27 protein-coding genes are annotated in these 23656 nt (G+C 59.3%); 14 read left to right on the forward strand and 13 right to left on the reverse strand.

The features are described from left to right. Positions 1-106: 106 nt before the first annotated feature. On the forward strand, positions 107-811 hold the full coding sequence (locus tag SIB72_RS05330) for a hypothetical protein (protein ID WP_413744873.1): 705 nt from the start codon (positions 107-109) through the stop codon (positions 809-811). On the opposite strand, the gene SIB72_RS05335 is transcribed toward SIB72_RS05330, so the two are convergent. Together SIB72_RS05335 and SIB72_RS05340 are read right to left on the reverse strand one after the other, a co-directional pair. Beyond that, on the reverse strand, positions 784-1098 hold the full coding sequence (locus SIB72_RS05335; protein WP_413744874.1) for a hypothetical protein: 315 nt from the start codon (positions 1096-1098) through the stop codon (positions 784-786). The genes SIB72_RS05330 and SIB72_RS05335 overlap by 28 nt on opposite strands. A gap of 11 nt (positions 1099-1109) precedes the next feature. Continuing rightward, positions 1110-1994, reverse strand: coding sequence for a phytanoyl-CoA dioxygenase family protein (locus tag SIB72_RS05340; protein ID WP_413744875.1), 885 nt, complete (start codon positions 1992-1994; stop codon positions 1110-1112). Here SIB72_RS05340 and SIB72_RS05345 point away from each other — a divergent pair. Next, the gene (locus tag SIB72_RS05345; RefSeq protein ID WP_413744876.1) at positions 1993-4020 is read left to right on the forward strand and encodes a hypothetical protein; all 2028 of its coding nucleotides are present in this window, start codon (positions 1993-1995) and stop codon (positions 4018-4020) included. The two genes, SIB72_RS05340 and SIB72_RS05345, sit on opposite strands and share 2 nt — an antisense overlap. Here the strand turns inward: SIB72_RS05345 and SIB72_RS05350 are convergent. Continuing rightward, positions 4002-4265, reverse strand: a complete 264-nt coding sequence (locus SIB72_RS05350) for a Nif11-like leader peptide family RiPP precursor (protein ID WP_413744877.1) — start codon at positions 4263-4265, stop codon at positions 4002-4004. The genes SIB72_RS05345 and SIB72_RS05350 overlap by 19 nt on opposite strands. Before the next feature lie 65 nt (positions 4266-4330). Here SIB72_RS05350 and SIB72_RS05355 point away from each other — a divergent pair, with 65 nt between their 5' ends. Genes SIB72_RS05355 through SIB72_RS05375 form a run of 5 tightly spaced genes read left to right on the forward strand, consistent with a single transcriptional unit; the run spans position 4331 to position 10089 of the window. Next, positions 4331-5308 carry a glycosyltransferase family 2 protein gene (locus SIB72_RS05355; RefSeq protein WP_413744878.1) on the forward strand — a complete coding sequence of 326 codons (978 nt, stop codon included), beginning with the start codon at positions 4331-4333 and terminating at the stop codon, positions 5306-5308. 22 nt (positions 5309-5330) lie between these two features. Next, positions 5331-6668, forward strand: coding sequence for a histidine--tRNA ligase (hisS, locus tag SIB72_RS05360; protein WP_413744879.1), 1338 nt, complete (start codon positions 5331-5333; stop codon positions 6666-6668). Positions 6669-6687: 19 nt separating this feature from the next. Continuing rightward, positions 6688-7575 carry a glycosyltransferase family A protein gene (locus SIB72_RS05365; RefSeq protein WP_413744880.1) on the forward strand — a complete coding sequence of 296 codons (888 nt, stop codon included), beginning with the start codon at positions 6688-6690 and terminating at the stop codon, positions 7573-7575. Then, the gene (locus tag SIB72_RS05370; RefSeq protein WP_413744881.1) at positions 7576-9027 is read left to right on the forward strand and encodes a nucleotide sugar dehydrogenase; all 1452 of its coding nucleotides are present in this window, start codon (positions 7576-7578) and stop codon (positions 9025-9027) included. Positions 9028-9054: 27 nt separating this feature from the next. Next, complete coding sequence (locus SIB72_RS05375) at positions 9055-10089, forward strand: NAD-dependent epimerase (RefSeq protein WP_413744882.1); 1035 nt, start codon at positions 9055-9057, stop codon at positions 10087-10089. Between the two features lie 3 nt (positions 10090-10092). On the opposite strand, the gene SIB72_RS05380 is transcribed toward SIB72_RS05375, so the two are convergent. The 7 genes from SIB72_RS05380 to SIB72_RS05410 all read right to left on the reverse strand — a co-directional run bounded on the left by SIB72_RS05380 (position 10093) and on the right by SIB72_RS05410 (position 13027). After that, positions 10093-10548 carry a hypothetical protein gene (locus SIB72_RS05380; RefSeq protein ID WP_413744883.1) on the reverse strand — a complete coding sequence of 152 codons (456 nt, stop codon included), beginning with the start codon at positions 10546-10548 and terminating at the stop codon, positions 10093-10095. 205 nt (positions 10549-10753) lie between these two features. Then, on the reverse strand, positions 10754-10954 hold the full coding sequence (locus SIB72_RS05385) for a photosystem II reaction center protein J (protein ID WP_006042408.1): 201 nt from the start codon (positions 10952-10954) through the stop codon (positions 10754-10756). 11 nt (positions 10955-10965) lie between these two features. Next, a complete protein-coding gene (locus SIB72_RS05390; protein ID WP_115018870.1) occupies positions 10966-11085 on the reverse strand; it encodes a photosystem II reaction center protein L in 120 nt (39 codons plus the stop codon). A 24-nt stretch (positions 11086-11109) separates the two neighbouring features. Continuing rightward, positions 11110-11247, reverse strand: coding sequence for a cytochrome b559 subunit beta (psbF, locus tag SIB72_RS05395; RefSeq protein WP_048347768.1), 138 nt, complete (start codon positions 11245-11247; stop codon positions 11110-11112). Between the two features lie 3 nt (positions 11248-11250). Beyond that, a complete protein-coding gene (gene psbE / locus SIB72_RS05400; protein ID WP_115018872.1) occupies positions 11251-11499 on the reverse strand; it encodes a cytochrome b559 subunit alpha in 249 nt (82 codons plus the stop codon). Positions 11500-11601: 102 nt separating this feature from the next. Continuing rightward, entirely contained in the window at positions 11602-12594 is a 993-nt protein-coding gene (locus SIB72_RS05405; RefSeq protein ID WP_413744884.1) for a photosynthesis system II assembly factor Ycf48, read from the reverse strand. Positions 12595-12634: 40 nt separating this feature from the next. Further along, positions 12635-13027: a rubredoxin gene (locus SIB72_RS05410; RefSeq protein ID WP_413745051.1), complete on the reverse strand. Its 393-nt coding sequence runs from the start codon at positions 13025-13027 to the stop codon at positions 12635-12637. A 153-nt stretch (positions 13028-13180) separates the two neighbouring features. Between SIB72_RS05410 and SIB72_RS05415 the strand changes: the two genes are divergently transcribed. The 3 genes from SIB72_RS05415 to SIB72_RS05425 are packed head-to-tail and all read left to right on the forward strand — an operon-like array spanning position 13181 to position 14883. After that, positions 13181-13543 carry an NAD(P)H-quinone oxidoreductase subunit 3 gene (locus SIB72_RS05415; protein ID WP_115018877.1) on the forward strand — a complete coding sequence of 121 codons (363 nt, stop codon included), beginning with the start codon at positions 13181-13183 and terminating at the stop codon, positions 13541-13543. Between the two features lie 3 nt (positions 13544-13546). Continuing rightward, a complete protein-coding gene (nuoB, locus tag SIB72_RS05420) occupies positions 13547-14314 on the forward strand; it encodes an NADH-quinone oxidoreductase subunit NuoB (protein WP_413744885.1) in 768 nt (255 codons plus the stop codon). Between the two features lie 11 nt (positions 14315-14325). After that, positions 14326-14883, forward strand: a complete 558-nt coding sequence (locus tag SIB72_RS05425) for an NAD(P)H-quinone oxidoreductase subunit J (protein ID WP_413744886.1) — start codon at positions 14326-14328, stop codon at positions 14881-14883. A 362-nt stretch (positions 14884-15245) separates the two neighbouring features. Here the strand turns inward: SIB72_RS05425 and SIB72_RS05430 are convergent, their stop codons facing one another. Continuing rightward, positions 15246-16646, reverse strand: coding sequence for a gluconeogenesis factor YvcK family protein (locus SIB72_RS05430; RefSeq protein WP_413744887.1), 1401 nt, complete (start codon positions 16644-16646; stop codon positions 15246-15248). A 213-nt stretch (positions 16647-16859) separates the two neighbouring features. Between SIB72_RS05430 and SIB72_RS05435 the strand changes: the two genes are divergently transcribed. Then, complete coding sequence (locus SIB72_RS05435) at positions 16860-17603, forward strand: ABC transporter ATP-binding protein (protein ID WP_413745052.1); 744 nt, start codon at positions 16860-16862, stop codon at positions 17601-17603. Positions 17604-17608: 5 nt separating this feature from the next. Beyond that, on the forward strand, positions 17609-18499 hold the full coding sequence (locus SIB72_RS05440; RefSeq protein WP_170953858.1) for an MlaD family protein: 891 nt from the start codon (positions 17609-17611) through the stop codon (positions 18497-18499). A gap of 109 nt (positions 18500-18608) precedes the next feature. Here SIB72_RS05440 and bchD read toward each other — a convergent pair whose 3' ends face one another. Further along, complete coding sequence (bchD, locus tag SIB72_RS05445) at positions 18609-20705, reverse strand: magnesium chelatase ATPase subunit D (protein ID WP_413744888.1); 2097 nt, start codon at positions 20703-20705, stop codon at positions 18609-18611. 20 nt (positions 20706-20725) lie between these two features. Between bchD and folK the strand changes: the two genes are divergently transcribed. Beyond that, complete coding sequence (gene folK / locus SIB72_RS05450; RefSeq protein WP_413744889.1) at positions 20726-21226, forward strand: 2-amino-4-hydroxy-6-hydroxymethyldihydropteridine diphosphokinase; 501 nt, start codon at positions 20726-20728, stop codon at positions 21224-21226. Between the two features lie 12 nt (positions 21227-21238). Here the strand turns inward: folK and SIB72_RS05455 are convergent, their stop codons facing one another. Then, positions 21239-22972, reverse strand: coding sequence for an ATP-binding cassette domain-containing protein (locus tag SIB72_RS05455; RefSeq protein WP_413744890.1), 1734 nt, complete (start codon positions 22970-22972; stop codon positions 21239-21241). A gap of 99 nt (positions 22973-23071) precedes the next feature. Between SIB72_RS05455 and SIB72_RS05460 the strand changes: the two genes are divergently transcribed. After that, positions 23072-23632, forward strand: coding sequence for an NUDIX hydrolase (locus SIB72_RS05460; RefSeq protein WP_413745053.1), 561 nt, complete (start codon positions 23072-23074; stop codon positions 23630-23632). Positions 23633-23656 lie beyond the last annotated feature (24 nt).

A 23656-nucleotide genomic window follows, 5' to 3' on the forward strand; every position in this document is an offset into this window, starting at 1 on the left:
GGTTAGGTACGCTCATCTTTTGCGACAACTGCTTTTTGATCATTTCCGGCCAGTTGTCATCACTGGTCCATATCACTGCTTGAATCCCCTTATCTGTGCATCTGACATGGCAACTCGCTCGTTCGCAATCGCCCTTGCTCTGGCCTGTGCGTCTTTGTTCGCTCCCTGCGCGAGGGCTCTCGAGCCTGATGCTGTCGATGCCAAATTTCGAACGGTCACTGTGTTGACGCCCGTGACAGAAGCGGGAGAGCTAAAGCCGCTCAAGCAGGCCGGCATGGTTGCATTTTTTTCGACCCTCGCTGCTGATCTCTTTGCTCAGCAATGGCGTCAACGCACAGGTGAAAAGGGCGAGTTTCGTGTTGCTCCGTTGGCCTTGACCCAATTCGAGGCTGCCTTCCTCACGGCTCGGGAAAGCGACGCAAGTTTGACCAAGGCCTACGTACCTGACCCAGCTCAAATCCCAGCTGTTGTAGGTCTGCAGCTGCAGCAAGGGGTTGCCCTTGAGCAGGCTCGCAGTCTGGCTCAACAGCAGCCCTATGTGATCTGTCCAGACCCTTTGGTGCGGATCACCCAGACGCAAGATGGGAAGTCGTCCACCATTGTTCCTTGCGCTTTCACGTTTACATCGATGGCGCTGCTGGTGAATCGCAGTAACCAGGATGCGCAATCACCCACTGTGCTCAAGGCCTATTCACTTCAGGAGATGGTGCAGTTCCTCACCCAAGAGTCGGGTGAGGATGCACGCAATCTCACGATCGCTTCACCGATCGATCAACCTGCCGATCAGGCAGCTTCTGCTTCTTCAGACTGAGCGACTTCCACTTCTGAAATTGGCTCAATTCCTGCGGCTTGGATGATCTGGCCAATGGCAGCGGTGAGCGTTTGTTGTGCAGCTGAAAGCTGACGCATGCGGAAACGATGCTCGTTCAGCTCATTTTCAGATCGGATCAGATCGTTCAGTGCATTGATCGCTTCTGCAGGCAGAGCGTTCATGGCATAAACACGACCATCAAGGGTGAGGGTTTGTTGGTCTTCGTTCGTGACTTGATCCTGGCCTGAAGTTTCTTCCTGGTTCTGATCTTCCATGTGAGAGGGCATGAAGTCGCTCATCAGTTCTCTGCAGAGACACGATCGGTTGAGTGTATGGGCAATGTTCTATTTGGGTGGCATCGGATCCAAGGATTGTGATGGCCGGGAACGGGATCTCCTTCCATCAACCCTTGGAAACAAGACTGATGCAGGCCTTGCCGGAGCAGTTGTACCTGACTGCGTAGAGACGATGGAGCATGGCCCATGGAGGGAGAAAGGCTCAGAGTGCCTTCGCCGCAGCCGTAGACCGCTACAAATGCCAGGCGGTCGACGTCTGCATGCTGCCCTTCGCTCCCGTGCAGGGTCCAGCCATCGTGGTAACTACAGTCACCTGGTTGAAGTCCCAGGGTGCTGATGTGTTGCCAATCCTCCCGTTGCCAGACTTGTTGGTAACCATGAAAACTGTCGATTGCACTGCCGCCTTGCAGAAAATGGCAACTGGGATGTGGCGGTTGCCAGTATTCGAGTGGTGAATCGCTTTGGTTGACAATTGGTGTGATTGGGATCCAGAGGGTCAGGAAGTCACAGCCTTCAACAGGAATAAATAGAGCGTCTTGATGCCAGGGGGTGTGCTCACTGCCAGGCGGTTTGAAATAGGTCTGATCGCGCAGCAACCAGATTTTGTCGCTGTTGAGGAGATTGGCGGCCAGTTGGGCCGGCTCTTCCTCCAGTAGCCAGCATTCCAGTTCTGGACTCTGCCTCCACAGATTTTCGCGAAAATCCCAATGTTGGCCGTACTCCAAAACGCTGGTCTCCAGCCCTGATGTGCTCGCGTTGTTGTTCTCTCTTCCAGAAGGTGAAGCCAGCAGTGCAGCGACTCTGTTGATCTTGTCTTGGCCGCAAAAGCGATGGGCGATGCCCTGAAGGCCACCGCAGGCTGAGGGGGTATGGGCGGCCCGGGGCATGGTCTTCTCCGGTGGTGGCTGCCATCATGTCGCCCTTGGTGTGGAGTTGTGCATGCGTCCGAGCTGGGACACGTTCTGGACCGATGACTCCTTGATCGAGGCGATGTTGGCCCCATTGGCTCCATCCGCTGTGCAGCGTCAGTTTCTGCAGGGCCTCACCCCTGTCGATGCACCTGCGATTGGGCTGGAGCTCTCGAGTCGCGGTTTGCGTCGCCGTCCGCACATGGCGGCATGGCTATTGAGCGGTCGTCTGCAGCGTTGGTCTGCTTTGCTTCAGCCGCTCGTTCGTGCTGATGGCACGTTTGCCTCAGGGCTCACGGTGGAGGATCTCCAGCCGTTCATTCAGTCGCAGGATCTGTTTGATCGGGAAACCTGGCTTGAATACACCCAACCACTGCGGCGCCAGGGCGGTCAGCCCTTTTTATTGTTTCGCCACACACGCCGGCCTCTCAGGCTTGACGAGTTGCGCCAGCAGTTGGAATCCCTGTATGGCCGATTGGGTTCACGCTTGCAGCAGCGTCTGCCGTTGCCCTCCGATGCCTGGTGGCAGTCACTTCAGCAGATCCCACAGGCTGGGGCTGATCAGCTAGGGATCGATCTCGATCCTTTGCAGGGTGGTTGGCGCTTCCTCTTTGGGGTGACGGACCCTCAGGCTTTGCTGGCTGCGCTTGGCTTCGAGCCGCCTCTGGGGGCTGGTTTGGAAGCATTCCCGCTGGCATTGGCTCTCGATAGTCGTCAAGTGGTTGCAAACCGCTACTGCCTGGAGGTGTTTCCGCGCTATCGCCAGGACCACACAATCATTGGCTACCCCGGCGAGATCCCGGCCGATGTTGATCAATGGCCGGCCTGGACGCCCCATCCAGCCTTGATACCGCCGACACGTCTCAAGGCGCTCATGCAAGCCTCCGTGCATGTGCCGTCGGTGGCGTATGGCTCGCAGCAGCTCGCACTGCGTGGTGGTCTGAGTCACCAGAAGCTGGTGGTGGAAGAGGGGCAGCTTGTCGATCACAAGGCCTATCTGGGCGTCATGGTGACAGCTGCGAAGACAACGCAAGCGGCATCGGTTGCTGTACCTGAACGGGCTAGAGGAAGTTCACCCGTCGACCATGCCATTCAGTGGCTGAGCCAAGCGACCGATGGATGGTTTGGTTTTGCACTCAGTCCTGGGCGTTCTGATCAATGGGTGCCGCTGGCTTGCCTCGCCTTGCTCGCGCAATGGCGGGATGAGCCGCAGCTCATGGAGGCTTATGCCAGGCAGCGCGATGCATTGGAGCCCTTGCTGCAAGCTCCTCAACCTGTTGGCTATAGCCGAGTCACACCAGCTGATCTCGACAGCTCCATTTGGTTGCGCCGCTGCCTGCTGTCTCTTCAACGACCGTCATCGGCTTCACTGGATCGTTTTCTGGCATCAGGCTGGAGCCGTGATGTCGGCATCAGCACTTACTCAGATCCGCAGCCGATCGCGGCATTTATCCAGCGACAGCCTGTAGAGATGGCGGCGTGGTGTGCTCCCCATGACTGTGTGCTGATCAACTGGGCTGCCGATCCCAGCATGCCTAAATCCGGTGCTGCCTTACAGCATTTACGTGATCGTTTAAACGAGGGCCGATTTCGCAGTTACTGGTGGCCTCTTGATGGCTTGATTTTCAGTCTCATGCCTCGGGGGAGCTTGCCTCGGGGTGTGGTGAAGGCCTGTCTCCAACAGTCATTGTCCCCGGCTGTCGAGAGGGCTTTGCCCCCGTTGCATGCGGAGCGCTGCCAGGCCTTCAACCGCGCCTTGTTGCTGATACGCCACGGAACTGTTGCTGAACAGCAGCAGGGAGACGCCGTAATGGCAACTCTGATTCGTCGCCCTGAGGATTTCCGTGATCTGTTGGTGATGCAGCTACCGCAACCGGACCAGTTGGACCCCGATGCAGACGTGCACTGGCTTTGGAAGGGACGGATGGAAGGTAGCTTGGCCCCCGACCCTGAGGGCTATCTTGCAGCGGCGCTGTTCCTAGCAACTCAAGTGCGTTCTAAATAGGCCTGGAAATCGTTCATATCGAATAGGTCGTCCAAACCCCCTTCCACAAGTAGATCCAGCTCGTCATCACTCATGGCCAGGATCTGCTCGGCTTGCGCACGCAAAAGATCGGCTGCTCGGAGCTGAAAACCCTTATCGGCGGCAAGTTTTAGCACCCCTTGGAGATCGAGCTGGCTGAGCTGCTCTTGCAGATCGGGATTCTGATCCACTGTGGCGAGGAAGGACTCCAGATCCTGAAGGGCCATGCTGTTACAGGCAGAGGCAATGATGAAGATCCTGGCATTGCTTCTGCAAAATCCCCATAGGATCAGTGGGCTTTGGCAATGATCGCGTGCATATCCATTTTCTGATTCCCTGTTATGGCGGTCAGATTTCGGAAGTCACCTTTACCAGTTTTGTGCGATTTATTGCCAGAGCTCCGCAGTTGGGTCTGGAGTGGAGCCTGGACACGCTTGTGAATGAAAGCCTGATTCCAAGGGGGCGAAATGCACTGGTGGCCAGGGCAATGCATAATCCCCGTGCGACCCATTTGATGTTTCTGGATGCGGATATTGGCTTTGATCCTGACTACATCTTGATGCTGCTTCAAGAGGATGTGGATGTAATCGGTGGTGGTTATCCCAAGAAAAGTTTGCCAATCGATTATGTGATCAATCCGATTAAGGATGGAGAGGCCGATGATGGCAAGGCAGAAGTGGAACGCATTGGCACCGGTTTCCTCTTGCTGAAGCGGGAGGTGTTTAGTCGCATGGCCGAGGCGATGCCTGATCTTAAATACACCGATGATTGTGGTCTGGATCCCTCGATCAATGAACACCTTTATGCCTTCTTTGAGTGCGGGTTGTTTGGCGAAAAAGTATTTATGAGCGAAGACTGGCTGTTCTGTAATCGCTGGCGTGAACTGGGGGGCCGAATTTTTATTTCCAAGCGCTTCGCTCTTACCCATGTGGGCAGCTATGCCTTCTCGGAAGCCTCCCAGGCCGATCTGCTCGCTCGTCTGAGTGCTCAGCTCACGGCGGCTCCAGCCGCGACAGCGACGACCTCACCCTTGAGTGCTCCGTCTGCCTCCACATCCACATCATCGGCATCCGAGCCGGATGGAGCCGTTGCTGCCTCCTCGGCACAACCAGTCCGGAAGAGCAGCACAGCCAAGCCTGCGGCGGTCAAGACGGCAGCAGCCAAGATGGCCAAGGCCAAACCCGCAGCGAAAACTGCCAAGGCCAAGCCTGCGGCAAAACCAAGCCGATCGCCCCGGCGTAAAGGAGCGGACAGCTCCCCTGCAAACTGACTTTGGTTCTTCCTCCGTGTCCATGACGCAACTGCAAAGCCTGCGCGGCATGGTTGATCTGCTTCCGGAGCAGACCTGCCGCTGGCAGGCGGTTGAATCCTTGGCTCGTCAGCATTTTCAGCGCTGGGGATGCCGAGAGATCCGAACCCCGATGCTGGAAGTCACCGAGTTGTTCGCTCGTGGCATCGGCGAAGCCACCGACGTTGTCGGCAAGGAGATGTACACCTTTCAGGATCGTGGAGACCGGTCCTGCACCTTGCGGCCTGAGGGGACGGCCTCAGTGGTGCGGGCGGCGCTGCAGCACGGTTTACTTGCGCAGGGATCGCAGCGCCTTTGGTACAGCGGCCCGATGTTTCGTTATGAGCGGCCCCAGGCCGGCCGGCAACGCCAGTTCCATCAGATCGGTGTGGAATGGCTTGGGGTGACCTCAGCGTTCAGCGATGCAGAAGTGATCGCCCTCGCTTGGGATCTGCTTGCTGATCTGGGCGTCGATGGTTTGGCTCTTGAGATCAACACGCTCGGTACGCCGGAGGATCGCCAGGTCTATCGCAGCCGCCTTGTGTCGTGGTTGGAGCAGCGCCAGGATCTGCTGGATGCTGATTCCCAGCAACGGCTGAGCACCAACCCTCTTCGTATTCTCGACAGCAAGCATCCCCAGACGCGCGAGCTACTCCAGGACGCTCCGATGTTGGAGCAGAGCCTCGCTGCTGAAAGTCTCAGTCGCCATCAGGCTGTGCTGCAGGGGCTCGATGATCTTTCGATTCCTTATGCCGTGAACCCTCGCCTTGTGCGTGGTCTCGATTACTACGGCCACACCGCGTTTGAGATCACCAGCGATCAACTCGGTGCTCAGGCCACCGTCTGTGGTGGTGGCCGTTACGACGGTCTGGTGCAGCAGCTCGGTGGTGCCACCACCCCGGCGATTGGCTGGGCCTTGGGGATGGAACGGCTGCTCTTGGTGCTTGAGGCTGCGGCAACCGCGAACCCCAGCGGTCGTGCCGCCCGCCTCGTGAAGGAGGCTTCCCCTGATGTGTATGTGGTGAATCGTGGAGAACAGGCTCAGCGCCAGGCCCTCGTCCTCTGCAGGCAGTTGCGACGAGCCGGCTTGGCCGTTCAGCGTGATGAATCAGGCTCGGCCTTTGGCAAGCAGTTCAAGCGAGCTGACCGCAGTGGCGCCGCCTTTGCCTTGGTGATTGGGGATGAGGAGGCCGAACGCCGTGTGGTGCGGCTCAAAGCACTGAAGTCAGCTTCACCGGATGCTGGGGACGAGCAGCAGCAGGATTGGAGCCTCAACGATCTAAGCCCACTGGTCGACGTTCTTCAAACCGGAGTGATGCCTGATCCGGTGGTGGGGACGTAGGGGTGAGCAGGAGAAGGGGATGACATCTGCCAGCAACGTTTCACAGACCGACGCTTGCAGCGCAGTGATTGGTACTCGTGGCGCAGCCGTTATCACGCCCTATTACAAGGAATCGCTTGCTGTACTCGAGCGCTGTCATCGCAGCTGTCAGGAGCAAAAGGGAGATTGGCCACTCCGACATGTGATGGTCGCGGATGGTCATCCACGCCCTGAGCTGGCTGGCTGGAATGTGGATCACATCGTCCTGCCCCAGGCCCATGGCGACAACGGCAACACGCCCCGATGTCTTGGCGCGATCTCGGCGATCAATCAGGGCTACTGGCCCATTCTGTTTCTCGACGCTGATAACTGGTTTCAGCCCTGGCACCTCAACACGGTGATGGCGCTGAGACAGCGCCATCCCAAGGCGGATGTGCTGGCCATGGGCAGAGAGTGTGCCCTCCCTGATGGCACTGTCATTCGGGGCGTGCCGGAAGAGGATCTTGCCCATCGCCATATCGACACCTCCTGCTACGTCTTTTATCCCTCGGCCTTCCGTGTTTTGTCGCTTTGGGGGATGATGCCACCGTATTTAGGCCCGATCTGTGATCGCTTTATTCGTGAAGCGATCAACGATTACGGACTTGTCCTTGCAGGCACTCATCTGCCCAGTGTGGTCTTCACTGCCCACTACAGCTGGGCTTATCAGGCTCTTGGACGTCCGGTGCCTGATGATGTCCATGATGTTGATTGGTCTCTTTTGAGGGCCAAGTTCAATCCATCTGAGATCCATCGTCGGACCGGCTTGCAATCGTCTCTGTCAAGCTCGGTGCCGATTGGAGCAGATGTCACCACGACCATGACTCAACAGGGTTCCAGCATCAGCGGACCCATCCTTTCCACGCTTCATACCCCTCAGGATCTCTGAATGTCCGTGTTTGCAATCAGCTCAATTTGCTGCATCGGAGCCGGTTATGTCGGCGGGCCGACCATGGCCGTCATCGCCGACCGCTGCCCAGATCTTCAGGTCACCGTGGTGGATCTCAATGAGCAGCGGATTGCGGCATGGAACGACCAGGATCTGAGTCAGTTGCCGGTGTATGAGCCTGGTTTGGATGCGGTGGTCGGCAGGGCCCGCGGTCGCAATCTCACCTTCTCCACGGCGGTGGATGATGCCATCGCCAAGGCTGACATGGTGTTCATTTCCGTGAACACGCCCACGAAAACCAAGGGGTTAGGTGCTGGCCAGGCCAGTGACTTGCGCTGGGTGGAGGCTTGTGCTCGCCAGGTGGCCAAGGTGGCTCAGGGGCACACGATCGTGGTGGAGAAAAGCACCCTTCCGGTACGAACAGCCCAGGCGATCAAAGAGATCCTGAGCGCAGCTCAGGGTGGAGGTGACGCAGCACGCAGCTTCTCGGTGTTGTCCAACCCTGAATTTCTGGCGGAAGGCACAGCCATTAGTGATCTGGAGGTCCCTGACAGGGTGCTGATCGGCGGAGAAGAACCCGCAGCCATTAATGCGCTTGCTTCGGTGTATGCCCACTGGGTTCCCCAAGACAAGATTCTGCGCACCAATCTCTGGAGCAGTGAGCTCTCCAAGCTCACTGCCAATGCCTTCTTGGCCCAACGCATCAGCTCGATCAATTCGATCGCGGCGTTCTGTGAGGCCACCGGTGCGGATGTGCGCGAAGTGGCGCGGGCGATCGGCACAGATAGCAGAATCGGCCCCAAGTTCCTCCAGGCCGGTCCTGGTTTTGGTGGCAGCTGCTTTCAGAAAGACATCCTCAATTTGGTCTACCTCTGTCGCCATTTCGGCTTGCCAGACGTTGCTGATTACTGGCAGAGCGTGGTCGCTTTGAACACCTGGCAGCAACACCGCATCTCTCGTTTAGTGGTTCAGAAACTGTTCGGAACGGTGACGGGCAAGCGTCTTGCTGTGCTTGGCTTTGCGTTCAAGGCTGATACGAACGACACACGCGAGGCACCGGCGATCCGTATCTGTCGCGATCTGCTTGAGGAGGGGGCTCAGCTGGCGATTCACGATCCCAAAGTTGATCCGGAGCAGATCGCCCGCGATCTGCATCTCCCCGCGAGTGCAGCTCCAGACCCTGCCGCCGGTCCGTCCCGGGCCGCTCTCAGCGGCGAGGGCACGTGGTGGAAAGGGGCCGATGAGGCTTCCACCATTGCTGGTGCCGATGCGGTGCTGATTCTCACCGAGTGGCAGCAGTACCGCCAGCTCGATTGGACCGTTCTGGCCCCACTTCTGCGCCAGCCTGCCTGGATATTTGATGCTCGCTCAGTCGTGGACCCCGCAGTCGTCGCCGCTGCTGGCCTGAAGCTCTGGCGCTTGGGCGATGGTGGTGTGGAGTCTGAGGCCTGATCGTTTTCACTCTCAGCAGTTGGTCTGATGCCCTTGTCTTCCTCCCGTCCGATTCTGGTCACCGGTGCAGCCGGTTTTATCGGAGCCGCTCTCTGCCAGCGCCTGCTGGAACGCGGCGATCGTGTGATTGGCATCGATAACCTCAACACCTATTACGACCCGGCCCTGAAGCAGGCAAGGCTGGCCCAGATCAAGGCGATGGCTCCAGCTGAGGCCTGGCGCTTTGAATGCCTGGCTCTGGAAGACGGAGAGTCTCTTCTCGGTCTCTTTGCGACTGAACAGCCCAGGGTGGTGGTCAATTTGGCGGCTCAGGCTGGTGTGCGTTATTCACTTGAGAACCCAGCGGCCTACATCCAGAGCAACCTTGTGGGCTTCGGGCACATCCTTGAAGGATGTCGTCACCACAGTGTGGAGAACTTGGTGTATGCCTCAAGCAGCTCCGTCTATGGCGGCAATCGCAACTTGCCGTTTGATGAGCGGCAGGCTGTGAATCACCCGGTGAGTCTCTATGCGGCTAGCAAAAAGGCCAACGAGCTGATGGCTCACACTTACAGCCATCTCTACGGTCTACCGGCCACCGGTCTGCGCTTCTTCACGGTGTATGGCCCCTGGGGCCGGCCCGATATGGCACCGATGCTGTTTGCTAAGGCGATCTTGGCGGGTCAGCCGATCCGTGTGTTTAACCACGGCAAGATGCAGCGGGATTTCACTTATATCGATGACATTGTGGAAGGGGTGGTGCGCTGCTGCGATAAGCCGGCGACTAGCAATCCTCACTTCGACCCCCATGCCCCTGATCCGGCGACGGCGGCGGCACCCCATCGGGTGTTCAACATCGGCAACAGTCAGCCCACTGAACTGCTGCGTTTTATCGAAGTTATGGAGCAGGCTCTGGGTCGCGATGCGATCAAGGAGTTTCAGCCGATGCAGCCTGGAGATGTGGTGGCCACTGCTGCCAAGACCACCGCACTCGAGGAGTGGGTCGGTTTCCGCCCCTCAACACCGATTGAAACTGGGGTTCAGCGCTTTGCTGATTGGTACCGGAGTTTCTATGCGCTCTGAGGCTCAGTCGTAAAAACGTTTTCCATCCGCACGTTTGCGTTGATGGCGCCGTGCCTCCCTTCGCGTGTATTCACTCACGGTGGGGTTCGCCACGCTGGGGTCAACGTGTGCGACTTGTTCCCAGAGATCCCGCGGCGCCCAGCGCACGCTGTGGGACACCCGGTCGTGCCTAGTGATGTGGCACCAATGGCTGCAACCGCACTTTGGACAAAACAACTCTTCCAACCACTCATCGCTCAGTACAAACACTGGATAAGCGTTGATCACCAAGCGGGCCCGCTTGGCCGACATGCCCCGCTGCTGCAGTTGCTCAGGCTGCAGCAGGTGCAGAAAGTATTTTTTGCCGTTTCCTTCGACGCGCTGCTCCGGATGGGCGGGGCAAAACAGTTCACGCCGCTTGGGCCGGCTCTTGGGCCGGCGCTTGGGGTGCTGGGTTGGTGCGGAGGTTGAAGCTTGCATTGAACCTGTCGATGCATCAACCATTGAATCCACTGGTCTGCCTTCTCTAAATGTATGGCTTAAGGGTTCCCAGAGTGTGCATCGCTACGGTGAGCTTCCTAGGCGATGCGGGATACGCATAAAACGCTCCCCCATCAAAAACCCCCAGGCTGAAACAGCACTGGGGGGTTGGATGCGCAATGTTTGACAGTCTGCGCTCAATGAATCAGGCGGAACCGACCCCGGTGTAGGAACCGTAGAAAAAGAGGCCGACGACGAAAAGAACAGCCATCCCTCCAGCTGTGGCCACTAGCCAAAGAGGAAGAGTTCCTTCGGTCCAGCGAGATCGCCATGCAACCGCAGGACGACCATCTGGAAGGCGATCAGGAATGCGACCGTCAGGAAGATTGGATTTTTTGCCGCTCATGAATCAGTTCCTCAGTTGAAGAAGTAGCTGGAGAACAGAATCCCGCAGGTGAAGATGAACAACAGGCCCAGATACAGGCTGGTGCGGTTCAGCTCAACAGGAAGGCTGTTCGGATTGTTGTTGCGCTCCATTGGTGTCTCAGATCTGTGAGGTGATCAGCGGCGAATAAACTGCATGGCAGCAAGGGCGCCAAGGAAAAACACCGTAGGCACGCCCAGGGTGTGAAGGGCCAGCCAACGTACCGTGAAAATCGGATAGTTGCGCGGCGTGGAGGTGGCAGGGGACTGCGTCATGATTTATTTCAGGCGAACGTCGAGTTGGGACTTGCCTTCGTATCGCTGGCTCACAACAGGAGCTTTGCTCTCGCTCGCCTGAAAATAAGCATCAGGTCGAGGAGTTCCAAAGGCGTCGTAGGCCAGGCCAGTGGACACGAACAGGAAGCCGGCGAGGAAAATCGCAGGCAGTGTCACAGCGTGGATCACCCAGTAGCGGATGCTGGTGATGATCTCAAAAAACGGGCGTTCCCCGGTGGAGCCGGCAGCCATGGCTTCGGGCGTATCAGCTTGGTGATCCTAAGGGCTGGGTCCGATCCTCGGGGCCTCTTGCCTCTGTTGGTTACACAGAGTTGTGGGCTGGGTGGTGTTGGATCAGCCCACCCAGCGCAGCAGAATGCCTCGCTCGCCAAGCACGAAACCTTTCCCATCCACCATCGCGAAGCGAGTGAAGTTGCTGGGCTGCTTTGCGCCCACAGGGTCCCTCTGCCAGCTCTGCCCACCGTCGTTGCTGACCAGCAGAGTGCCGTTGCCACCGGCAGCCCAGATGGCGCCATCTGGAGTCCAGGTCAGATCGAGATAGCCGTATCCATTCGTGATTGGCACGATGGGCTTGCCCCAGCTCTCGTAGTTGTCGGCGTCATCATTCAGACGGATTTGCGCACCCCGGGCCAGCATCCAAAGGTGGCCGTCTGGCTGATACCCGATGCTCTGCAGGCGTTGGCTGCTCACCCGTTGATGCACCTGCCAGACGGGCTGACCGGGATCCCAGCTGGCGTAAAAGTTGCCCAAGCTGCTGACGCTCATGTAGCGGCCATCGTCACTGCGGCGCAAATCTCTGACCGCTCCAGCGGCGTCGCTGACTTCGGCATCCCAGCTGCCGCCTCCGTCAGAGGTTTGATAAACAGCCCCAACGTTGGTGGCGAGTTCAGCCTGATTACGGCCAAGGGCGGTAATCAGATAAGGCTCACCTGGGAGTTTGGTGTCAAGAAAGAGTCGGGTCCAGTTGCTGCCGCCATCGCTGGTGTGCATCAGCAGGCCCGGCTGACCAGCGAGCCAGCCGTCCTGACCATCGAAATCGATGCTGATCAGTCGGAAGTTCTCTTCTTCAGGCAGGTCAAGGCTGCGTTCGCTCCAGCTCTCACCCCCGTCTTGGGTCTCCAGGATCATGCGGTTGCTGCCGACAAGGAAGCCGTGGTTGGCGTCCGTGAACGCCACATCCAGGGGATTGGACTGGGTGTCGAGCGCAATGGCCTGCCAGGGGCTGGTCTCCGCCGCTGCCAGACGTGTTGCTACGCAACTTCCGAGGCCAAGGCCGAGGCAGGCCACCAGCAGCAGCTGGATCAAGGGTTTGAACAGGCGCTTCATGGGGAACAACAGGAGTGCAGGCTGGATGGCAGTGATGCGATCAGCGCAGGGAATAAAGGGACAGGAAAAAGGCAAAGGCCAGAGCCATGCTGCCGAAGATCAGCACATTTTTCTGACCTGGTGTGAGGCGATTGACCCCAAGGCCGTAATTGAGGTTTTCCTCGAATCCGCTGGGCTTCGTGGAAGGGCCAATATCTCGGAAGGCGCCCACCTTGCTGCGGCACACCGGACAGCGGAAACGAATGGCGTCGAGGTCTTCAAAGGCTGTGCCCGAATCGATTCCAAGCTTTTTCACCCCTTCGGCGGGGTCGTACACATAGCCACAGCTGCGACACTCAAAGCGATGGGTGCGCGGATCGGTGGTCGATGCTTCGGCGGCGGTTGAAGACTCGGTGGTCGATGACTCAGTGGCAGTCACCCTTGTGCTGACCATCTCAGCTTCTGTGCCGGATGCCTCAGCCGGAGCAGCAGCCTTGGGTCCAGAAATCTCGTCGCTCACTGCTGCTTCTCTGGGTCAGGAGACTCTATCGGGGGCGGCAGTCAGGTGGAGGCGAATGCCAGACTGACGCTTAGGTCGGGCTCATTCATGTTTGCGCTGCCGGGTTACGACGCCTTTCTGGGCTTTCTGCTGATTGCAGCAGCGGTGCCAGTGTTGGCGTTGATCACCAACAAGCTTCTCGCTCCTCGCAGTCAGCAAGGTGAGCGTGAGATCACCTACGAATCGGGGATGGAGCCCATCGGTGGTGCCTGGATTCAGTTCAACATCCGCTACTACATGTTTGCGCTGGTCTTCGTCATCTTCGATGTTGAGACCGTCTTCCTGTATCCATGGGCCGTGGCATTCCATCGCCTTGGTTTGTTGGCCTTTATCGAGGCCCTCATTTTTATTGCCATCCTGCTGGTGGCGCTGGCCTATGCCTGGCGCAAAGGCGCCCTTGAGTGGAGCTGACTGATGCCTGAATCAACGTCCCCTTCAATCTCAGCTGTTCGTGATCTGCGGGCTGCAAGCTGTGGCCCTGTGGCTGGAGCCGCTGAGTCAGCTCCCGCTGTTACGTCTGATCTGAGTGAGAACGTCATTCTCACCAGCCTTGATGACCTGCATAACTGGGCCCGACTGAGCAGCCTTTGGCCTTTGTTGTATGGCACAGCTTGTTGCTTCATTGAATTTGCGGCCCTGATTGGCTCCCGTTTTGACTTTGACCGGTTCGGTCTGGTGCCTCGCAGTTCACCCCGTCAGGCGGACCTTCTGATCGTGGCCGGAACGGTGACGATGAAAATGGCTCCTGCTCTGGTCCGGCTCTATGAGCAAATGCCAGAACCCAAATATGTGATTGCGATGGGGGCATGCACGATTACCGGTGGCATGTTCAGCGCCGACTCCACGACGGCGGTCCGCGGTGTTGACAAGCTGATCCCCGTGGATCTTTATCTGCCTGGGTGCCCGCCTCGGCCGGAAGCGATCTTTGATGCGGTGATCAAGTTGCGCAAAAAAGTTTCGAATGAGTCAGTGAGTGATCGGCGCCAGTTGGAGCAAACGCATCGCTATTGCACGGTGAAACATGCCATGAAGCCGGTTGAGCCGATCGTGACCGGGGCATACCTGCAAGCTGAAACGCAAATTGCAGCCTTGCAGCCCGGCGCAGGTCTCCCCATGCCAGCGCTCTCCACCCCTGCGTCCGCCCCTGCGGAATCGCCTTCGACTGACTCTTCTGCCTCCTGAGCGCTACTGCCATGAGTGAAACGCCTAAGTCTTCCGCCGCGAGCACGTCTGAAGAGAGCCAGCTTCCAGCTGCGCCCGAACGTGGCCCTGTGAGTTTGTGGCTGCAGCAACAAGGCTTCGAGCATGAGCTGTTGCCAGCTGATCATGTTGGTGTGGAAACCATCGGGATTGAACCGATGTTTCTGCCTGTGATTGCTGCAGCCTTGAAAGGGTATGGATTCGACTATCTCCAGTGCCAGGGCGGTTACGACGAAGGTCCGGGGCAACGGCTTGTCTGTTTTTATCACTTGGTGGCGATGGCCGAAGTGGTGGAGGGCAATGTTGACCAGGTGCGTGAAGTGCGGCTCAAGGTGTTCCTGTCCCGCGAAGGCGAGCCTCATCTGCCCACGCTTTACGGCCTCTTCCGTGGCGCGGATTGGCAGGAGCGTGAAACCTTCGACATGTTTGGCATTCGTTTTGATGGCCATCCCCATCCCAAGCGCTTATTGATGCCAGAGGATTGGAAGGGCTGGCCTCTGCGCAAGGATTATGTGCAGCCTGACTTTTACGAAATGCAGGACGCCTATTGATTGGGTTCGACTTGATTGCTTGGTTGAGAATGTTTTCGAGCCGGCAGAGGGAGAGTACTCGCAGCTCGTTGATACTCTGGACTCGTTGATAGAAATAGCTACGGTAAAATCATCATTTAAGTATTGATTGTGGTAGGGGCGAAATGGGTGATTGATAGGTGTTGATCTCCTCCCAGCCGCTGTATTCCTTCTTCTTGTATCCTTCTTGCCTAGAAGGCACGAGAGTTTTTGGCAGGGTCTGAGGGGGGGCTGGTGTTTTCTTTTTGGTCTCTTTGGGCTTCAGGTGTGATTCGCATTGCCCCCTTTTTTCTTGCAGGTTTTTTCGGTTTAGTTCACTCGCTTGTTTTTGGGCCGGGTCGTTTTTATTGACCTTGTCCTGCTTGCTTGTCGGACTTTTGTTTGCGGTAGAAGCGCATCACCCCAAGCGCCAGGCTGCGGGGGTCATGGCGCAGCGTGGCGGTGGGCCGGCTGCCTTGAAGTGGCGCTTCCATCACCTCGTAGCCCTCTGTCTGCAGTGCCCGGCGATTGCACAGCACGGGTTCCGCTCCCCGGGATCGGTAGTGGGTAATCAGGGGTGATTCGGGTAAGTCTTCTTGAGCCAGCACTGCCGTGAACAAGCGTTTGCTCACCCCGAGGCTTGCGAGCTGGGCTTCGATGGCTCGCAGGTGGCCGCTCACATCCAGCCCGTCGGTTTCGCCTGGTTGTGTCATCAGATTGCAGATGTACAGACGAGGAGCCCTGCTGCGCTGAATGGCCGTCACCAGTTCGGGCACAAGCAGGTTGGGAAGGAGCGAGGTGTAGAGGCTGCCGGGGCCGAGCAGGATCAGATCCGCATGGGCAATGGCTTCGAGGGCTCGCGGTAGGGCCGGTGGTTGTTCCGGTAGGCAACCCAGCCGCACGATTGGGCTTGGTGCATGGCCAATGGCCGACTCCCCTTCGATGCGTTGGCCGTTTTCCAGTTCGGCCCAGAGGCGCACATCCACGTTGGTCGCTGGCACGACTTGACCTTGAACGGCCAAAACGCGACTGGACGCGGTGATGGCTGTTTCCAGGCTGCCGGTGATCGCTGTGAGTGCCGAAAGGAATAGGTTCCCGAAGCTGTGGCCTTCTAGGCCCCCGCCTGCCGAAAATCGATATTGGAACAGGCGGGTGAGCAGTGGTTCCTCGGTCGAGAGGGCGGCAAGACAGTTGCGGATGTCGCCGGGTGGCTGCACGCCCAGTTCCCGGCGCAGCACACCGCTGCTGCCGCCGTCATCGGCCACGGTGACGATGGCCGTGATATTCGAGCTGTAGCGCTTCAGCCCGCTGAGCAGGGTGGAAAGGCCTGTGCCGCCACCAATGGCAACAATGTTCGGGCCGCGGTTAAGTCGGCTTTTGGCCCGCAGCGCATCCACCAGCACCGTGTCTTTCTCGGGCGCAAGGGCTTGCTGAATTGACCCGAAGCTGCGGCTCTGGCCCCATAAGAGCAGGCCGATGCCAATAAGCACGACAAGGGGACCCGTCACTTCGCGCGGCAGGACTCGCGTGATCCAGCCCAGTGATTCCTGGATGGCCCACAGCATCCAGTAAATCGGCTGCAGGTCAGCCCACACTGCTGCACCCAGCAATGCCAGCATCAGCCCAACACTGGAGGTGAGCAGCCAGCGCTTCACCACCAGACCTGGTTGTAGCCAGCGCACGGCCCGGCGCGACCGGTTCATCAGAGCGCGTTGCCGTTCTGATTGCAGCCCACGCAGCCTGTCTGTGCGGCTGCTGCGCCTCATCCTGGGCCGTGATGAAGGGTTAGGCGAGCTCAACAGCTGGGCGGCATCGGCAGGGCTTCCTGAACTGTACGGAAGTGGCCAGGATCCATCACCCCCCTTGCAAAAGCATGCAGGATGGGGCTCAAGCACCGTTTTCTTCTTCGCGTGCAAAGCCTGACGGCCAGCTCAACTTCTTCAGCGCACCATCCCGTGGTGGAGATGCGCAAACTCACGATGCAGTGGGGAGCGCGGCCCGTGCTCGATCAGGTTGATTTGAGGATGGAGCCTGGACAGCGGCTTGCGGTTGTTGGCCCCTCTGGCGCAGGCAAATCAACGGTGTTGCGCTTATTGGCTGGTCTGCAGTTGCCCACGGCTGGGGAGCTGCGATTGTTCGGCGAGCCTCAGGATTATTTGCGCCTGGATCAGCGTTATCCCAAGGATGTGCGCCTGGTGTTCCAGAACCCGGCGCTCTTGGCGTCGCTCACAGTGGAGGAGAACGTCGGCTTTTTATTGATGCGGCTCGGGCGCTTTAAGCCCAGTCAGATTCGCGAACGGGTGATGGCCTGTCTGGAAGCGGTGGGCCTGCACGATGTGGCAGACCAATTCCCTGGTCAGCTCAGCGGTGGCATGCAGAAACGCGTCAGCTTTGCCCGGGCTCTTGTGGATGATCCCGATCGGGATGCGGAGGCCATGCCGCTGATGCTCTACGACGAGCCCACGGCCGGTCTCGATCCTGTTGCTTGCACCCGGATTGAGGATCTGATTGTGAAGACCACTGCTGTTGCTAACGGCTGTTCGGTTGTGGTGAGCCATGTTCACAGCACGATTGAGCGCACGGCTGAGCGTGTCGTACTGCTGTACGGCGGTCAGTTTCGCTGGGATGGATCGATCGACGAGTACCGCCGTAGCGATAACCCTTACGTCCAACAGTTCAGGACCGGTAACCTGCACGGGCCGATGCAACCCACTGATCACTGATTGCTATGCGTCGCAGTGTCCGTGAAGCGATTGTCGGATTCTCCCTCGTTGGAGCGTTGGTGGGGTTCACCGGCACCATGCTTTGGCTTCGCGGCTATAGCCTCGGCGCTGAAACTTGGACGGTCACTGCGGAATTCGCCAATGCCGGTGGTCTGGCCGAGCGTTCGCCTGTCACCTATCGCGGCATCGTGGTCGGTGTGGTGCAGGAAGTGAAAGTCACTCCAGCTGCCGTCAAGGTTGTGTTGGAAATCAATCAGGAAGATCTCCGTCTTCCTACCCCCGTGACGGCAACGGTGGCTTCAGGCTCGTTGTTGGGAGGTGATGCTCAGGTGAATTTGATTAGTGGCGGTAATGCCGCGTTGCTCTCTGCGACCACGCCTGGTCCGAAATCTGATCAGTGCAGAGGGGGCAAGGTGCTGTGTGCAGGCACGACGATTCGCGGCGAGGCAGGTGCAAGTCTCGACACGGTGACGGCTTCGATGCAACGTTTGCTCCAAGAAGCCGAAGACCAGAAGTTGGTCTCCAGCCTGGTGAATTCCTCCAAGGAATTCGATGCTGTCGCCAAGGAGGCCAAGACGGTGCTCGGTCAGTTGGGAGATGAACTCGAGCGGGCAGCGCCAACGATCACCAACCTCAATCTGGCCACGGCAGAGGCGGTTGAGGCTGCTGCTCATATCAACAACTTGTCAGCGGCACTCGATAACCCCAAAACTGTTTCGGAGCTCAAGCAAACTGTCTCGAACGCCCGTTCGTTGACGCAGCGCTTCGATGCTGTTGGCGGGGACATTGAGCAGCTCACTGACGACCCGAAGTTCATCAAGGCGGTGCGGGATGTGGCGATCGGTCTGGGTGCTTTTTTTCAGGAGCTCTATCCGGCCGAGACCAGTAAGCCCTGAGTGCTGGGGGAGCGCTGATGGTGTTGTTGTTCCGAATCGACAACCTGTCGTTGGCTTGAGATTTTGATTGTTGCCTCGGGGCCAGAGAGAGCTCCGAAAGGCTCAGGTCTCAAGTCACGGTGTTGATGGCGTCCATGGCAATGGCGGCAATCGCCTGATCGCTGGCCTTCGGCAGTTGAACGTACTTACCACCAGCAGCCTCGGCCAGGTCTTTGCCCATGCCGCTGCCGATGAATTTTCGCTCGGTGTCGATCACCAGAAGCTTGATGCCCAGCATTCGGTAGCGGGCGGCCACATCCAGCACTTCCTGCTTGAGGTCGGGTTTCTCGTCTCCCTCAAGTGCAGGCTGGCCAAGAGAGGTGCTGAGGGGGACGTTGCCGCGGCCATCTGTGATGGCGACCACAACCACTTGACCGAGATCGCTTGTTGCCAGGGCGTTGGCACCGACTCTGGCAGCCTGAGTGAGGCCATGGGCCAGGGGTGAGCCGCCGCCGCAGGGCATCGATTCCAGGCGTCGGCGTGCAGCGGTGATTGAGCGGGTGGGTGGCAGCAGAACTTCGGCCTGGTCGCCGCGGAAAGGGATCAGGGCCACTTCGTCGCGGTTCTCGTAGGCCTCAGTGAGCAAACGGATCACAGCTCCCTTTGCGCTTTGCATTCGGTTGAGGGCCATCGAGCCACTGGCATCCACCAGAAAGATCACGAGAGCCCCGGATTGACGCTGCAGCAGCTTGGCGCGCAGATCCGATTCCTCCACGATCACCGTGCGATCCGGCTGGCGGGCTCGCCGTGCTTTCTGATAGGGCGCCGCTGCCCTCAGCGTGGCGTCGACGGCGATGCGGCGGACAGGGCCACGGGGCAGGATCGGTTTGACGTAGCGGCCGCGGCTATCACTCAAAACCACCGATCGGCTGCCGCTATTGCCGCTCTTGGCCTTGGCCGATGAGAACAGCAGCAGATCGGGATCGATCGCGACAGCTTCCGGGTCAAGCATGAACTCTTCAGGAATCGACGGTGGGGGCTCGTCGTCTGGAGTGTCGTCTTCGTCGTTGTCCTGTTCGTCCTCACTGTCGTCCTGGTTGTCGTCCGGCGGCTCTTGGTCCTCAGGCGACTCCTCGCCCTGGGGCGGCGGCGGGGGCGGTTGATCTTCCGGAGGTGGAGGTTCCATTTGCTCGTCCTGGGGCGGCAGTTGCAGGGCCCTTGGCGCGATCACCAGGCGCACGGCCACTTGCAGGTCGTCGGCTTCCACTCGGTCTCGGCCGCTCAGAGCGGCATGGGCTTTGGCCACGCGCACCGCATAGAGCTCGGAGCGGTGCCCCTCAACGCCGCCGCGGATGGCTTCGGTGACCAGGTACTGAATCTGTTCGGTGCTGATCTGGACATCCGGCAGCCATTGGCGCGCCAGCAACAGCTGGGTGGCAAGTGCTTCGGTTTCCTCCCCCCACTTGTCGGCGAAGCTGCGGCTGCACTGGCCATGGGAGAGCACGGCCTCGGTGATCTCCACACGCTGTTCTGTGCTTACCAGCTGGTCGGCGGAGAGGGCGATCGCAAAGCGGTCGAGTAAGTGGTCGCGTACGGCACCTTCTTCCGGGTTGTAGGTCGCGATCAGGAGCGGTCGGCAGGGGTGGCTGAGGCTGAGGCCTTCGCGTTCCACCTGGTTTTCGCCGCTGCCGACGGCCGCCAGCATCAGGTTGACGATGCCGTCATCAAGCAGGTTGAGCTCATCGACATAGAGCACGCCTCTGTGGGCTTCCGCCAGCAGGCCAGGCTGGAACACGGCACTGCCGCTGGCCAAGGAGGCCGTCACGTCGACGGCGCCAACGAGTCGGTCTTCCGTGATGCCCAGCGGCACCTGGATGAAAGGGGCTGGCAGCACCTTGGTGGGCAGATTGGCAGCGGTTGCGTCTTCCTCTGCGCCCCATTCCTCAGGCCGTAGGGGATCGAGATTGCGGCCAGCTGTGCCTTCCACATCCAGCACGTCGATCGGCGGCAGAAGGGCATGGAGCCCGCGTGCCAGTACGGATTTGCCCGTGCCGCGACCCCCTGCAATGATCACACCACCGAGCGCCGGATCCACGGCCGCCAGCAGCAGGGCGAGCTTGAGGGAGCCGTGGCCGGTGATCGCCGCCAGTGGGAAGGCACGGCTGGCCTGATCTTGGGCGGCACTGTTGGCCACACCACCCGCTGCTGCCACCCCTCCTGACACCATGAACGTTTCCAGGTCCTTGCGTGAGCGCCAGTCTCGCTGATCAACCCCGTTGCTTGGCAGTGGCCCTCGGTGCAAACCTGCCCAGCTCTGTCGGGGATCCGCGTCAGACCCTGCTTGCAGTGCGTCCTCTCTTGGAGCAGTTGCTTGCTGATTGGGCTGGTGAAGCCTTGCACTACCGCTGGTCACCGTTGCTCGAAACGGCACCGGTGGGCGGTCCGCTTCAACAACCGATGTATCTCAATGCGGTGGTCATCGTGCGGGGTCTGAACCGAGTGCCGCACCAGGATGCAGCCCTGGAGCTGTTGGTGTCGCTCCATGCGCTGGAACGGCAGTTCGGGCGTGATCGCGTTCGGGAGCAGCGCTGGGGCCCGCGCACGCTTGACCTCGACTTGTTGTTCTGGGATGAACTACGCCTTGAGCATCCGCGCTTGGTCTTGCCCCACCCTCGGATGCATCTGCGTGCCTTCGTGATGGAGCCTTTGTTGGCGGCGATGCAGTCATCCGTCGACTGGACGGTCTGAATCCAGCGGTGCTCAAAGGATGGCTGCTGAGCCAGATGGGTGACTTGGACTGCTTTTGGAGTGGTTGAGCGCAATCACCTGATCGGCTTGTTGAAGCAGCTGTGGATCATGGGTGCTCACCAGAACCAGTCGGCCTTGCGTCCTTTCCTGGATGACCGCACGCACGCTCTCTGCAGCAGCGGTATCCAGAAATGCAGTCGGTTCATCGAGCACCTCCACCGGTCGATCCCGCAGCCAGGCGCGTAGGAGGCCGAGCCGATGAATCTCACCGCCGGAGAAGGGATCCTGTGCCAGGCTCATGGGAGCATCCAGACCGCCTTCGCGCAGCAGTAGATGGCTCAGGCCAAGCCGTTGCAGCCAGGTTTCGATCACTGTTTTCGACTGCTCTCCACCCAGCAGCAGGTTGTCGCGCAAGCTGGCTTCAAACAGCACAGCATGTTGCGGTGCGTAGCCAATCAATTGGTGCATTTGCACGGCACCGGCTGGGCCGGAGAGGTGCCAACTCTCCGTGTTGCAGACCAACTCCCAGGCGCTGTGCTCTTCGCTTAATAATCCGCAGAGTTGATCGAGCAGGCTGGTCTTGCCGCAGCCAGAGGGCCCAGTGATGGCAATCAGTCTGTTCGGCTTCAGGCTGAGAGAGGTCACGGCGGCAGAAGCCGTTGGCATCACTTGCCATCGCAATGCTGTCCATGGCGCCTGCCCCAGCCTGGCAAGGTCACGGTCTGACAGGGTGTTTTCGCCTTCCAGTCGAGGGATGGGTCGCAGCTGTTGCCTCCGCTGGCATAGGGCTTCATATCCGGGCAGATTGCCAAGGCAGAGCCGTCTGGCCTGGACCACGTTGCTGAGGGAGGAGCCGGCCCGATAGGCGAGCACCAGCGTTGTGGTGAGCACCTTCGCAGTCAGCGCGTCTCCTTGGAGGAGCATCCACAGACCCGCAATCGCCACGACCAGCGTGTCGCGCCAAGCGTTGTAGCCGGCTCGACGTCGCACCCGTTCTTTCAGAAGCCAGCGGCCTTGTGCGGTCTCCTTGCTGAAGCGCTCCAGGAGCCAGGCTTCCGCTGCTGCTGCGCGTACTGCTTTAAGACCATGCAGGCTGTCCCCCACGGTGCGCTGCAGCGCTGCATTGAGGCGGCTCTGGATGCGGCCTAGTCCCCAGCTGTCCGAGCGTTGTAGCAGCGCTGCTGTTGCTGTTGCCAGCAACGCCAACAGCAGTGGCCAGGCAGCGCTGCGGCCAATGAGTAACACGCTGGCGAGGTAAATCACCATGGCCAGAAGGGCCTGGACCAGGCGTACGGCCTGGTCCAGGCTGAGGGTGGTGCGGTTGATGTCGCCCATCAAGAGGGCGAGCAGGGCACCACGCCCAAGTCGGTCGAGTTGCGACGAGGAGGCGGTGAACACCTGGTGAAGGAGTTGATGGCGCAGGCGATCGGTGAAACCGGAGCGCAACCGTTCTCGGCTGATGGCAACGCGTGTTTGCATCAGACCGCGCAGGAGGATCAGACCCACCAGCAGCGCCAGACTTGCTGGCAAGGACAGGCTGATGGCGAGCGGTAGTGATGCAGCGGCCGCAGACCCAGATCCCAGCAGCAGTGTCACCGCCAATCCGAGGCCGGCAATGTCGAGCAGGCTGCTGATGCTGCTGAGCAAGCCCAGTAAGACCAGATGGCGCCACCCGGCTTCCTGCGCAAGGTCTTTCAGCAGTTTGATCTGCAGCAGACGGGGAAGGCCACGGGGTGCTGATGCCATCAACAATGCAAAGTCCCACCAACGCAGCAGGATCGATGTTGCACTAACGATCCTGCTGCTCAACCGTCATGCTGGGCCTAAGCAATGCCCCGCGAGCCCATGGCGCCTTTGCCGCCCCCAGAACCCTCCCAGTTGTTGGAGACCATTGATGCACTCGACTCGCGCAAGATTCGCTTCGAGTGCAACCGTATCCGTCTTCCGATGGGGGTTGAGGGCACCTTCGGGATCATTCGCCACCCCGGGGCCTCACTGGCAGTGCCGATCACGGCTGATGGCCAGGTGGTGTTGCTGCGTCAGTACCGCTTTGCTGTGCAGGCTCGTTTGCTGGAGTTCCCCGCCGGGACCCTTGAAGAGGGTGAAGATCCGCTGGAGTCGATGCAGCGGGAGCTTGGCGAGGAGGCGGGTTACAGCGCTGCTCGCTGGGACGTGCTTGGGCCAATGTTGCCCTGTCCTGGCTATTCCGATGAGGTGATCCACTGCTTTCTGGCCAGGGAGCTGAGTCCTCTTGAAAATCCTCCGGCTGGGGATGACGATGAGGATCTTGAAGTGGTGCTGATGAGCCCGGCCGAGTTGGATGCACGACTGGCCTCTGGTGAGGAATGGCTGGATGGCAAGAGCGTCACGGCCTGGTTCAGGGCCAAGCAATTGCTGGGGCTCTAAGCGGGATCGCGCGCGTCACCCTCT

Origin of the sequence: Synechococcus sp. MIT S9451, from assembly GCF_047304725.1 — a bacterium.
Classification (GTDB): domain Bacteria; phylum Cyanobacteriota; class Cyanobacteriia; order PCC-6307; family Cyanobiaceae; genus Synechococcus_C.

Coding starts and splice junctions, on each gene's coding strand:
- SIB72_RS05435 (WP_413745052.1), top strand. CDS start 16,860: ATGCAGTGGGGAGCGCGGCCCGTGCTCGATCAGGTTGATTTGAGGATG.
- SIB72_RS05440 (WP_170953858.1), top strand. CDS start 17,609: ATGCGTCGCAGTGTCCGTGAAGCGATTGTCGGATTCTCCCTCGTTGGA.
- SIB72_RS05405 (WP_413744884.1), bottom strand. CDS start 12,594: ATGAAGCGCCTGTTCAAACCCTTGATCCAGCTGCTGCTGGTGGCCTGC.
- SIB72_RS05345 (WP_413744876.1), top strand. CDS start 1,993: ATGGTCTTCTCCGGTGGTGGCTGCCATCATGTCGCCCTTGGTGTGGAG.
- SIB72_RS05375 (WP_413744882.1), top strand. CDS start 9,055: ATGCCCTTGTCTTCCTCCCGTCCGATTCTGGTCACCGGTGCAGCCGGT.
- SIB72_RS05350 (WP_413744877.1), bottom strand. CDS start 4,265: ATGGCCCTTCAGGATCTGGAGTCCTTCCTCGCCACAGTGGATCAGAAT.
- bchD (WP_413744888.1), bottom strand. CDS start 20,705: ATGGTGTCAGGAGGGGTGGCAGCAGCGGGTGGTGTGGCCAACAGTGCC.
- hisS (WP_413744879.1), top strand. CDS start 5,331: ATGACGCAACTGCAAAGCCTGCGCGGCATGGTTGATCTGCTTCCGGAG.
- SIB72_RS05430 (WP_413744887.1), bottom strand. CDS start 16,646: ATGAGGCGCAGCAGCCGCACAGACAGGCTGCGTGGGCTGCAATCAGAA.
- SIB72_RS05365 (WP_413744880.1), top strand. CDS start 6,688: ATGACATCTGCCAGCAACGTTTCACAGACCGACGCTTGCAGCGCAGTG.
- SIB72_RS05370 (WP_413744881.1), top strand. CDS start 7,576: ATGTCCGTGTTTGCAATCAGCTCAATTTGCTGCATCGGAGCCGGTTAT.
- SIB72_RS05330 (WP_413744873.1), top strand. CDS start 107: ATGGCAACTCGCTCGTTCGCAATCGCCCTTGCTCTGGCCTGTGCGTCT.
- SIB72_RS05335 (WP_413744874.1), bottom strand. CDS start 1,098: ATGCCCTCTCACATGGAAGATCAGAACCAGGAAGAAACTTCAGGCCAG.
- psbE (WP_115018872.1), bottom strand. CDS start 11,499: ATGGCTGCCGGCTCCACCGGGGAACGCCCGTTTTTTGAGATCATCACC.
- SIB72_RS05380 (WP_413744883.1), bottom strand. CDS start 10,548: ATGCAAGCTTCAACCTCCGCACCAACCCAGCACCCCAAGCGCCGGCCC.
- SIB72_RS05340 (WP_413744875.1), bottom strand. CDS start 1,994: ATGCCCCGGGCCGCCCATACCCCCTCAGCCTGCGGTGGCCTTCAGGGC.
- SIB72_RS05455 (WP_413744890.1), bottom strand. CDS start 22,972: ATGGCATCAGCACCCCGTGGCCTTCCCCGTCTGCTGCAGATCAAACTG.
- nuoB (WP_413744885.1), top strand. CDS start 13,547: ATGCCTGAATCAACGTCCCCTTCAATCTCAGCTGTTCGTGATCTGCGG.
- SIB72_RS05415 (WP_115018877.1), top strand. CDS start 13,181: ATGTTTGCGCTGCCGGGTTACGACGCCTTTCTGGGCTTTCTGCTGATT.
- SIB72_RS05425 (WP_413744886.1), top strand. CDS start 14,326: ATGAGTGAAACGCCTAAGTCTTCCGCCGCGAGCACGTCTGAAGAGAGC.
- SIB72_RS05410 (WP_413745051.1), bottom strand. CDS start 13,027: ATGGTCAGCACAAGGGTGACTGCCACTGAGTCATCGACCACCGAGTCT.
- psbF (WP_048347768.1), bottom strand. CDS start 11,247: ATGACGCAGTCCCCTGCCACCTCCACGCCGCGCAACTATCCGATTTTC.
- SIB72_RS05385 (WP_006042408.1), bottom strand. CDS start 10,954: ATGAGCGGCAAAAAATCCAATCTTCCTGACGGTCGCATTCCTGATCGC.
- SIB72_RS05390 (WP_115018870.1), bottom strand. CDS start 11,085: ATGGAGCGCAACAACAATCCGAACAGCCTTCCTGTTGAGCTGAACCGC.
- SIB72_RS05460 (WP_413745053.1), top strand. CDS start 23,072: ATGGCGCCTTTGCCGCCCCCAGAACCCTCCCAGTTGTTGGAGACCATT.